This window comes from Vibrio sp. IB15, from assembly GCF_016406055.1.
In the GTDB taxonomy this organism is placed as follows: domain Bacteria; phylum Pseudomonadota; class Gammaproteobacteria; order Enterobacterales; family Vibrionaceae; genus Vibrio; species Vibrio chagasii.
In genome coordinates, this window is the sequence record NZ_JAEFCE010000095.1 from 1 (window position 1) to 10039 (window position 10039).

A 10039-nucleotide genomic window follows, 5' to 3' on the forward strand; every position below is an offset into this window, starting at 1 on the left:
TTCTTGAAGATAAAAGCGGCTTTCCCCGGAAAGCCGCGATGAACCTTTTTATTTGGTTTGCGAATGATGCCAGAAAAGAGTGGGACTCTATTGCTCACTCAGGTATTGAATGGTTTCGAGCAGTTCTTCCATAGAGCGGTGGCCTCTTAGTTTCACCATATAGCGCCCATTAATAATAAAGCTCGGAATGCTGCTAATCGATGCTTGCTCGGTCTTAGTAACAGCATCTTCCATGAACTTAGCCCATTGCTGTTGTTGATCTTGAGTCATGTCTTCTTGTTTCACAAGGTTGTGTTCTTTGAAAAAAGCGTCGATATCCGTTTCTTGCAGCGGTTTTTTAGTTTGAACCAGCGAGAATAATTCACTCAAAAGTGCATGAGACATATCCGGCTTTTGAGCCAACACGGTGTAGTAAATACCTGCAGCTTGTAAGGTCGAGTCGTTAAAAATCACGTGAGTACGATGCAATTTCAGTTCACCAGAGCCTTCTTTATCTTTGAGTAACTCTGTCATCTGCCAACAAGGCATGCAGGTCAATGAAAAGAATTTGTCTACTTGATACTCGGTTGAATAAGGCTTTTCCAAAAGCGTGTATTGTTTTCCCTCTGATGGAGATGCAAAAGCTGTAGCGCTTATAATAAGAGAAACTAATAGGATAAATACGTTTTTTAATCGTTTCATGGGAATTCCGGTTTATCTATGAATGTTTTGAAAAGCCTGCGTTTGCTCCTAGCGCAGTGCGGGCTTTTTTTGTATAACAATATCTGCTCAATACATTAAAAAATGAAAATTATTAAGGGACACTAAAGTGGCTGAATTTAAATACAAAGATCTTTCTCAAGAAGAACAAGACAAGCTGGATGCAGCAACCTTTCGTCGCCTATTAGCACACTTAGACAACAACAAAGATGTTCAGAATATTGATCTGATGATCTTGGCTGGCTTCTGTCGTAACTGCTTCAGTAAGTGGTACAAAGCCGAAGCTGAACAACAAGGTTTAGACCTTGATATTGATGACGCTCGTGAGCGTGTTTATGGCATGACTTACGATGAGTGGAAACAAAACCACCAACCAAAAGCAACACCAGAGCAACTGGCTGCTTTTGAAGCGAAGCAGAAGCCAGAATAGTCTTAGTTTGTCGTTAACCAAAGACACACAAAAAGAGCCCATTAAGGGCTCTTTTTATTTTGGACGCTTGTGCTTTGCTTGGTGCTTAAACTAATTCACCCGTTTGAGAGAAAGCTTCTAACTTCGCAGCGTAAGGCTGAAGGTCACCAATGTTGTTGCTCACCCACTCGTCATTGAAGTAAGTGTCTAGGTAACGTTCGCCGCTATCACAAAGTAGAGTCACGATAGAGCCTTTCTCACTACGCGCTTTCATTTCACTTGCCAGTTGAAGCACACCGTACATGTTGGTACCCGTAGATGCGCCAACCTTACGGCCTAGAATGTCAGACAACCAATGTGTCGTTGCAATACTTGCCGCGTCTGGGATCTTACGCATTTCGTCAACCACACCTGGAATGAAGCTTGGTTCTGCACGAGGGCGACCAATGCCTTCAATTTTGCTGAATGTGCTGCCTTTTACTTCTGTATTGCCTGTTTTGTAATACTCGTGGAAAACTGAGTTTTCAGGGTCGACAACGCAAAGTTTAGTTTCATGCTGTTGATAACGAATGAAACGACCAATCGTTGCTGAAGTACCACCAGTACCCGGGCTCATTACAACCCAAGTTGGAACCGGGTGATCTTCCATCTGCATTTGATTGAAAATTGAGTTTGCGATGTTGTTGTTACCACGCCAGTCGGTTGCGCGCTCAGCGTAAGTAAATTGGTCCATGTAATGACCATTGAGTTCCGCTGCTAAACGACGTGACTCATCATAGATTTGGTCAGAGCGGTCAACTAGGTGTGCTTGGCCGCCGTAAAACTCAATCTGCTCGATCTTTTTCTTCGCTGTGCACTTTGGCATTACTGCGATAAATGGAAGGCCAAGTAGGCGAGCGAAGTAAGCTTCAGACACCGCTGTGCTGCCAGATGAAGACTCAATGATTGTAGTTTCTGGGCCAACCCAACCGTTACAGATAGCGTATAAGAACAGAGAACGCGCCAAACGGTGCTTCAAAGAGCCTGTTGGGTGTGTACTTTCATCTTTAAGGTAGATATCAATGCCTTCAATGCTTGGAAGGTCTAGTTTGATAAGGTGCGTATCCGCAGAGCGTTGGTAGTCCGCTTCAATTTTACGAATCGCGTTGTTAATCCATTGATGGTCAGTGCACATAAGCGTTCTCCTGATCGAGTGTAGGAATTTTTTGTAATTGGTATGGTTTTAATTTAGCTAGATCCGGAGAGAAAAACTTTGCCATATTTGCTTTATTTTGACTAAAATGTAGAAAATTATTCTATTTAAAAGCGATTTGGTGAAAGTGTGATAGATGGCGTAGATAAAAAAATATTAGCGTTATTACAAGAAGACAGTACCCTGTCATTGAACGACATTTCTGAAGCCGTCAACCTCACCACAACGCCTTGCTGGAAGCGCTTAAAGCGTTTGGAAGAGAATGGCATCATTGAAAAAAGAGTGGCATTGCTGAACCCTGAAAAGTTAGATCTTTCTTTTACCGCGTTCGTATTGGTGAAAACCAGCGATCATTCTCATGAGTGGTATGGTCGTTTTGTGAATACTGTGTCGGAATTCCCAGAAGTCATGGAGTTCTACCGCATGGCGGGCGAGTACGATTATATGATGAAGGTGCAGGTTAAAGACATGAAGTGCTTTGATGAGTTCTATAAGCGCTTAGTTAACAGTGTGGATGGTATATCAAACGTTACTTCTACGTTTGCGATGGAACCATTAAAGTACACCACCGCGCTACCGCTATAACCTTGTTAAAGATTGTGTTTCGAGTTTAGATATTGCCTCTGCGATGAAGAAAAGGATTATTCATGTTTGCAAAAGTTTCTACTGCTATTCAACTCGTGTTAGCTATCGCTATTTTTTACCTTGGCTACACCATCTATTCATTCACCAATAAAGTCGGTGAAATTGTCGATACCTATCCTCAGGTTATTGAGGATCTTTCCGTGCTCACCAAAGAACTAAAAGTCGAAGAGTTTCTGATACTGGCAGAGCACGTCGATGAATTGGCACCACAGATGTTGAATACCGTCGAAGATGTAAGAAAGACGGTGGAGAAGGTAAACAAAACGGTCGCATCGGTCGACAGTAAAATCCCAGCTATCCTAGACGAAGTGAAAAAGGTTCGAGTTGAAGTCGGGCAGGTGAGAACCGATGTGATTCCGCCAACGCTGACCGAACTTAAGCGCTACCGTGTTGATGTGATGCCACCAATGCTTGCCGAAAGTAAGTCTTACCGAGAACAAACGATTCCCGTGGTTATTGCCGAGTCTGAGATGCTGAGAGCCGAAGTCCCTGCGATCTTGGTGCAAGCTAACTTGTTGGCTGACAAGAGTAAGGAACTTGCTCAAAGTGCGGCAGAAGGTGCGGTAAAAGGCGTGGTGTTATCGCCATTCAATTTATTGCGCGATGCGGGTGATGGCATAAAAACACGAGTGCAAGGTGAGTCTAAGCCGGCCGAGCAGGGTGACTAAATACGGTTTCGTTGAGCTGCCATTGTGATTAAAAAGAGAAGAGGCTAGGTGCGATACCTAGCCTCTTTTCGTTTAAGGCGTTTGCTTGCAGACGCTCAGAACTATTTGATGGCTATTTAGTAAAGCGCATCACACCTTCTTGAACGGCTGTCGCGACTAAATCGCCTCTCTGGTTATAGATCTCACCGCGTACTAGACCGCGAGTGTTGGCCGCTGTTGGGCTTTCAATCGCGTAGAGTAGCCACTCATCCATTTTGAATGGGCGGTGGAACCAGATTGAGTGGTCTATCGTCGCCACTTGGAAGTTTGGCGTCATTAGAGAGACTTCGTGTGGGTGAAGCGCAGTGACTAAAAAGCCCCAATCTGAAGCGTAAGCAAGCAAGTATTGGTGAATCAAGTGGTTGTCTGGCACCGCACCATTTGCTCTAACCCAAAGGTACTGTTTCGCTTCCGTCTTCTTTGGTTTGAGTGGGTTAACCACTGTTACAGGGCGCATCTCAATTGGCTTTTCACCACAGAAGGTTTTACGCAGTTTTTCTGGTAAGAACTCCGCAATATGGCTTGCAAGCTCAGTTTCAGATGCAAAGTTTTCCGGCCCTGGAATATCAGGCATCGGATTTTGGTGTTCAAAGCCCGGTGCGTCACCGTGGTAAGAAGCCGTCAGATAGAAAATAGGGCGGCCATTTTGAATCGCTTTAACACGGCGGGTACTGAAGCTGCGCCCATCTCTGAGGTTTTCAACATCGTAAATAATCGGCTTTTCAGAGTCACCGGGGAATAGAAAATAACTGTGGAACGAGTGAACACTGCGGTCGTCTTCAACGGTATAACGAGCCGCAGAAAGCGCTTGCCCTAAGACCTGACCGCCATAAACCTGTGGGAGACCGAGGTTTTCACTTTGCCCACGGAATAAACCTTCTTCCAGCTTCTCTAGCTGAAGTAAACTGAGTAATTCTTTTAAAGGTTGACTCATCGTCAGCATTCCTCTTCGTAAAATGAGTGTCAGATTATGGTGTTAATCAATTAGCTTAGTCATATATCTGTCAATAAATCATAGGTTTTCAAGACAGAATATGAAAGCCCTCTTATAATTAGTCTGGAGATTTGCCGAGTTCGGCAAACATGTTGAGAGAAATTGAATATGAAAAAGGCTCTAATTCTTCTAATGTCTTTAGTATCGTTTGGCATGTTAGTCGGTTGCCAAACAACATCTGAAACGAACGCTTCTCAGGAAGTGGTTGCAGAGAATACTCAAGTGATTTCAGGAACAGTTAGCTACCGCGAAAGAATGGCATTACCAGAGAATGCATTGGTTACTGTAACGCTAGAAGATATTTCATTAGCGGATGCTCCATCAACGGTTATCGCGACTCAAGAGTTCACAACCGATGGTAAGCAAGTACCGTTTGCGTTCGAATTAAGCTATGACGACAACAAGATTCAGCCTAACCACCGTTACAACATGCGTGCAACGATCCATGTTGACGGTAAACTACGTTTCACAACAGATACTATCAAGTCTGTGATTACAGATGTAGAAAACACACAACACGCTGACCTACGCTTGGTCGGTGTTCGCTAATTAGAAATGGATGCCACTGTTAAGGCATCTTGATTGGTTTAATCTAGCCAGTTGAATAGGCGAATGATGGCAGCTCTAGGGCTGCCATTTGTATATTCTGAGTTTAATTTTTCCTGCGTCACTCACTTCAATCCCTTCTTCCACCAAATGCTTCTTTTGGCGTTCAAACGAGTCGCCTTTCAAGGAAATCTCGCCTTTACTGTTGATCACTCGATACCAAGGGAGTTTGCTACCTTCAGGTAACTTACCCAATGCTTTTCCCACATGGCGTGCATAGCCCGGAAAACCCGAGAAACGTGCTATGTCTCCATAAGTTGTTACTTTTCCATATGGAATTTGGTGAATCACAGCAAAGATTTGGGCTAAAAATTGGTCCATACTAAATGTTCCTAGTTCATAAATACCACGGATCGGTAGAAGGAGAGAGCTATGGTCTTTTCAACGTTTCAATTTCTAATTACAACATTATTAGCCGTTGTTTGTGCGAGAGCAATCAGTTTAAGTGAGGGAGATATCCCAGTACTGGCGATGGTGATTCCTGCGTTATGGATCTTACCGCAGGGTGGTATCGCAGGTTTAGCTCTACTTGCTGCCATGACGACTTATGGCTTAACCCTTCCTCTACAGCCAATCACACTCTCTGTTAGCGCGTGGGTGTTGTTCCCATTGTTAATGGTGGTTTTCTCAAGACGCAGTAGTTTGTCGGTAGTGATTATTTCGGGTTTGATCGTGACTACTTTGCAGGTTGGGATTATGGTCACGCAATCAGCAGGTAAGCTTGATGGCACGCCATGGGTGACTCTATTACAAGTCTTGTCCATCATGGTGATTTGGTGGGCTGCTAATCATCTCAAACCAGCGAGTCGACACAGCTGGTGGTCATTGGGGTTAATCTTGCCTCTTTGGATAGCCGATTTACCTTACGCAGCGCTTGTGGCTTTATGTGTGACGGGCATTATGGCGTCAATCGAAACGATGACGAAGCTGAAAACCTTCCGCTGGAATAAGTTGCTGTGTTGGACGCTACCAACCGCAGGCTTCGCAGCACTGGTGATTACACCGAGCATTGAAGTACCAAGCCCTGTATTTGTAGTCTGGCTATGTTTGTTAGGAACGGCATGGATGACAGACTACATCATTCGCACTGAAGATAACGAAGACATCGATATCTAGTGCCAATTCAATCTAGATGATGTTGTGTGAGAACTTCAAATCGTAGGTAAATGGTGAATTTACCTACGATTTACTTGTGGTTTGAATAAAGGATAAGCACTTAGACCACAATTGCTCAAAAAGAAAGGGGAAGGGCTTGCAATGGCTGCCGGGATGCTTAATAATCCAATCACTCTTTGAGGCAAGCCTCTTAGAAAACGAATCTATGGGGGCCTGGTCCTCCCGCAACAATAGCTCGTGAACTCGGTCAGGTCCGGAAGGAAGCAGCCGCAGCGTGTGACTTGTGTGCCGGGATGTGGCTGGGTTCCCACCCTTTATGAAGCCTGCAATATATGTTCGCATAAATTGCAGGCTTTCTTCATTTCTGCACCATAAGTCTTCATAGTCTATTTTTTGTTGTAGGTTTACAACAAAAGTGATTTGCTATGTTCGACCAAACCAAGAAATCATCTCACGTACACAACATCTGTAAGTTCATGAGCTTGAAGAATGATGCTGTTGTTCGCACTCTCTCCATTTTGGAGTTCGATTTCTGCTTTCACCTCGAATATAACGCCAACATTAAAAGCTTTACCTCTCAATCTTTTGGCTTCCACTATCAATTCAATAATCGTAAGTGCCGATATACCCCAGATTTTTTAGTAACAAATCACAACGAGCAGTCAACCCTCTTCGAAGTAAAACACCCTAGTCAGATTCTCAAACCTGATTTCAGGAATAGATTTCAAGAGAAACAAAGAGTTGCGTTGAATGAGTTCAACAGACGCTTAGTTTTGGTTACTGAGAAACAAATTAGAATGGGACCGACGTTAGATAACTTTAAGTTACTGCATCGTTATTCCGGATTGCGAACTGTGACTGAGTTTCAAAAGTTAGTGTTAGCGTTTATTCAACGTAAACAAATGGTGCAGCTACAAGAGGTGTCTTTGTATTTCGGATTATCGGAACAGGACACACTTATCTCGGGCTTGTTGCAAAAATTGAAGATGTTTCTGAGGTGCCTAATTTAGCACCTCTTTTCATGCGTAGATTCCGAAGATATTGAAGAGTTCATTGAGGAAGGCGGATCTCTCCTGCACCCTCAGCTTCGGCTCATCACGGCGTAACCAAAAATCAAACTGGCCTTTATTCAAAACCTTATCCCCTCAAAACCTTGAATCGTTGACCAAGCCCGCTTTCGAACCTTGAAGCCACCGGTAGCTTCGATAAGCTTTTTGATGGGAGCGTGGTCAGATTCAATGCCATTGTTGAGATATTTCACTTGCCGATGTTCTACATCTTGCCGTAAGCGGCCTTCACGCTTGAGACGATCAATGGCGTTCCCATAAGACGAATGTTTATCAGTATTCAATGCGTTGGGATGAAAGGAGGTTTTATAGCGACGTAGGCAGCGTCTAATAAATTGATAAGCGGCCTCTTTATTACGCTTATGAGAGAAGAAAAAATCCACCGTTTCTCCACGTTTATTGATGGCTCGATAGAGGTAATGCCATTTGCCTTTCACCCTGACGTAGGTTTCATCAAGCTGCCAGGAAGAATCGATGCGAGTGAATTGATAACGGCGTAACTTCTTATGTAGGATAGGCCCATAGTGGATAAACCAACGATATATCGTGGAGCGATTCACGAATACACCGCGTTCGGCCAGCATATCACTGAGGTTTGCGTAGCTCATCGCGGTAGTGCCATACCACCGCACACACCATAAGATCAGTTCAGGGGTGAAATGTCGCCATTTGAATTCAGACTTGGCCATAACGTATTGCTCAGTGATGAATCATTGTTAAAGTCTGGCGGGTTGTGAGGTTTTTGCAACAAGCCCTATAAAACAAGCATTAGCCCTAGAAACGTTACTTTCTAATGAAGCACTTGAGGGAGTTCACCTTGTCTGCGATTTCAAAATTCATGAGTTAGACAGTGAAATGTTGAACAAGCTAGAAGTGAGTAATTTAGAATCTATAAGCTTTTGTGATGATAAGGTTATCTACCCCATAGCGTCACAATCGAGAGGTGACTAAGTTGTGACGATAAAGGTTTTAACTAATTTCTTCGAATAGAAAGTTCACACAATTCCATCAGGTATGTTTTGTAATTCGTCCGCGGTGGTGTCTATCAAATTTTGCATGCAAAATTTGGAGGGGAGGGTGAGTAAAATTAGTTTGGGGCAAGACCATGATATGTTCTCCTTTAAGGTTTCCATCCAAACAACGATTGCTTGAAGCTCTTCGAGGCTGAACTCTCCATCAAGTGTTACTGTTGAATTACTTTTCTCAATTCAACGTAAGGGTTAAGATATTTAATCTCTTCTCCATTAACATTGGAAAAGGATTTTTTAAAATATCTAGTGCATTGTTTTTATGCATAATTTCCTCCGGTAATTAGGCTAACGACAAAGTCACTTAGTAGTTAAGGTACGACAGAATCGCTTGGTGATCACACTTCACAGGTTGAATTTTTACCCGTGGTATTTTCTAGCTCGAAAATGCTCCAAAGTCACTTAGATAAAATGCTCAACACCCTTTAGTGGGCGTGCGTTTTCCGTATAAAACCTAATATCAAGCTCATGGATACTTTACTTACCAGCTTTGCTTTCTTTTCTGTATAAATACAGTTTATTAATTTTTTGTGGGTTATTATAAATTAATCGAAATTCGAGCAGGTAGAAAAAAGAGACTGCCTGTTATTAAAAATGTTAGGGTTTTATGTCAATCTCTGAGGAGAGTTAAGTTGTTATATATTTTTGGTGGCTTACCAGGTACTGGGAAGTCAGAGCTGTCTAAATATTTGTCAGAGGTTACTGGTGCAATGTATTTGCGTATTGACACTATTGAACAAGCTTTAAAGAATAATGGTATTAGTAATATTCATGATGAAGGATATAAAGTAGCCGCTTCAATCGCTTCGGAAAATTTAAAACTTGGACAATCAGTTGTTGCTGATTCAACCAACCCCGTAAATGAGTCACGGGAGTTATGGAGAAATGCAGCAACTAGCTCAAGCTCCCAATTTATTGAAATTGAGATTACCTGCTCAGATTTACTCGAACATAAACAACGAATAGAAACTAGAGCTTCAGATATACAAGAGTTGAAACTTCCAACATGGGAGAGTGTTGTTGAGCGTGACTACGATCAATGGATGACTAAAAGGGTTGTTATTGATACCGCTGGTAGAAGTTTAGATCAAAGTAGATATGATTTAATTAATGCTCTTGGGTTTTCAGTGCCAACAAAAACCTAACAAACGTCTAAGGTTTCAACATACTTTTCCTCATCTGACAGAAATGCTGTAGAGCACCAGTTCTAACGCGTTTCTGTCCAAAAGTGTGTTTCATATATGCTCACTATGCTGTGATCACCAAGCGATTCTGTCGTACCTTAATTATTAAGTTCTACTCATAGCGAATTGTAGCTGTTCTTAGCGTTGTGTAACTTTCTTACATTTAACTTTAGTGTTTTCGTTGAAACTTATAGAAAAGACATCTTATGGTTTTAAATTTGGACGTGTTATGGTTTTGGTTTTCATGTAAGTTATTGAAATTTAATTGATTGGTTGGACGCCTTATGGTTACAGCGACATTTAAAAAAGCCGCTCTTAATGAACTGACCCCCAATAGTGGACACCAATTATTGGGGGTCTTTTTATGTCCAAATATAACCGAGAGCTAAAAT

At 42.5% G+C, this 10039-nt stretch carries 10 protein-coding genes, 1 other RNA gene and 2 pseudogenes; 8 read left to right on the forward strand and 5 right to left on the reverse strand.

The features are described 5' to 3' along the window. Nucleotides 1-87: 87 nt before the first annotated feature. Nucleotides 88-681 carry a thioredoxin domain-containing protein gene (locus JC606_RS22030; protein WP_198779451.1) on the reverse strand — a complete coding sequence of 198 codons (594 nt, stop codon included), beginning with the start codon at nucleotides 679-681 and terminating at the stop codon, nucleotides 88-90. Nucleotides 682-808: 127 nt separating this feature from the next. Here JC606_RS22030 and JC606_RS22035 point away from each other — a divergent pair, with 127 nt between their 5' ends. Further along, entirely contained in the window at nucleotides 809-1129 is a 321-nt protein-coding gene (locus tag JC606_RS22035) for a DUF1244 domain-containing protein (protein WP_004736423.1), read from the forward strand. An 85-nt stretch (nucleotides 1130-1214) separates the two neighbouring features. Here JC606_RS22035 and JC606_RS22040 read toward each other — a convergent pair whose 3' ends face one another. Beyond that, complete coding sequence (locus JC606_RS22040; RefSeq protein ID WP_137407020.1) at nucleotides 1215-2282, reverse strand: PLP-dependent cysteine synthase family protein; 1068 nt, start codon at nucleotides 2280-2282, stop codon at nucleotides 1215-1217. 147 nt (nucleotides 2283-2429) lie between these two features. Between JC606_RS22040 and JC606_RS22045 the strand changes: the two genes are divergently transcribed. Together JC606_RS22045 and JC606_RS22050 are read left to right on the forward strand one after the other, a co-directional pair. After that, entirely contained in the window at nucleotides 2430-2885 is a 456-nt protein-coding gene (locus JC606_RS22045; RefSeq protein ID WP_198779452.1) for an Lrp/AsnC family transcriptional regulator, read from the forward strand. Between the two features lie 62 nt (nucleotides 2886-2947). Beyond that, nucleotides 2948-3613 (forward strand): hypothetical protein, encoded by a 666-nt coding sequence (locus JC606_RS22050; RefSeq protein ID WP_198779453.1) that lies wholly within the window; start codon nucleotides 2948-2950, stop codon nucleotides 3611-3613. Nucleotides 3614-3725: 112 nt separating this feature from the next. Here the strand turns inward: JC606_RS22050 and tesB are convergent, their stop codons facing one another. Then, the gene (gene tesB, locus JC606_RS22055; RefSeq protein WP_004739955.1) at nucleotides 3726-4586 is read right to left on the reverse strand and encodes an acyl-CoA thioesterase II; all 861 of its coding nucleotides are present in this window, start codon (nucleotides 4584-4586) and stop codon (nucleotides 3726-3728) included. A gap of 168 nt (nucleotides 4587-4754) precedes the next feature. Here tesB and JC606_RS22060 point away from each other — a divergent pair, with 168 nt between their 5' ends. Continuing rightward, nucleotides 4755-5195, forward strand: a complete 441-nt coding sequence (locus JC606_RS22060; RefSeq protein ID WP_063523546.1) for a YbaY family lipoprotein — start codon at nucleotides 4755-4757, stop codon at nucleotides 5193-5195. Nucleotides 5196-5270: 75 nt separating this feature from the next. Here JC606_RS22060 and JC606_RS22065 read toward each other — a convergent pair whose 3' ends face one another. Next, entirely contained in the window at nucleotides 5271-5573 is a 303-nt protein-coding gene (locus tag JC606_RS22065) for an MGMT family protein (RefSeq protein ID WP_004739957.1), read from the reverse strand. Nucleotides 5574-5624: 51 nt separating this feature from the next. On the opposite strand from JC606_RS22065, the gene JC606_RS22070 reads away from it, so the two are divergent. From JC606_RS22070 to JC606_RS22080, 3 genes and pseudogenes are all read left to right on the forward strand, one after another. Further along, entirely contained in the window at nucleotides 5625-6368 is a 744-nt protein-coding gene (locus tag JC606_RS22070) for a hypothetical protein (protein ID WP_198779454.1), read from the forward strand. Between the two features lie 211 nt (nucleotides 6369-6579). Beyond that, nucleotides 6580-6676: signal recognition particle sRNA small type (gene ffs / locus JC606_RS22075), an RNA gene on the forward strand. A gap of 117 nt (nucleotides 6677-6793) precedes the next feature. Continuing rightward, nucleotides 6794-7339 (forward strand): annotated as a pseudogene (locus JC606_RS22080) (Tn7 transposase TnsA N-terminal domain-containing protein); the annotation flags it as partial. Between the two features lie 48 nt (nucleotides 7340-7387). On the opposite strand, the pseudogene JC606_RS22085 reads toward JC606_RS22080, so the two are convergent. After that, a pseudogene (locus JC606_RS22085) lies at nucleotides 7388-8124 on the reverse strand (IS6 family transposase). A 971-nt stretch (nucleotides 8125-9095) separates the two neighbouring features. Between JC606_RS22085 and JC606_RS22090 the strand changes: the two are divergent. Then, entirely contained in the window at nucleotides 9096-9608 is a 513-nt protein-coding gene (locus tag JC606_RS22090) for an AAA family ATPase (RefSeq protein WP_198779456.1), read from the forward strand. Nucleotides 9609-10039 lie beyond the last annotated feature (431 nt).

Coding starts and splice junctions, on each gene's coding strand:
- JC606_RS22030 (WP_198779451.1), bottom strand. CDS start 681: ATGAAACGATTAAAAAACGTATTTATCCTATTAGTTTCTCTTATTATA.
- JC606_RS22040 (WP_137407020.1), bottom strand. CDS start 2,282: ATGTGCACTGACCATCAATGGATTAACAACGCGATTCGTAAAATTGAA.
- JC606_RS22050 (WP_198779453.1), top strand. CDS start 2,948: ATGTTTGCAAAAGTTTCTACTGCTATTCAACTCGTGTTAGCTATCGCT.
- tesB (WP_004739955.1), bottom strand. CDS start 4,586: ATGAGTCAACCTTTAAAAGAATTACTCAGTTTACTTCAGCTAGAGAAG.
- JC606_RS22060 (WP_063523546.1), top strand. CDS start 4,755: ATGAAAAAGGCTCTAATTCTTCTAATGTCTTTAGTATCGTTTGGCATG.
- JC606_RS22065 (WP_004739957.1), bottom strand. CDS start 5,573: ATGGACCAATTTTTAGCCCAAATCTTTGCTGTGATTCACCAAATTCCA.
- JC606_RS22070 (WP_198779454.1), top strand. CDS start 5,625: ATGGTCTTTTCAACGTTTCAATTTCTAATTACAACATTATTAGCCGTT.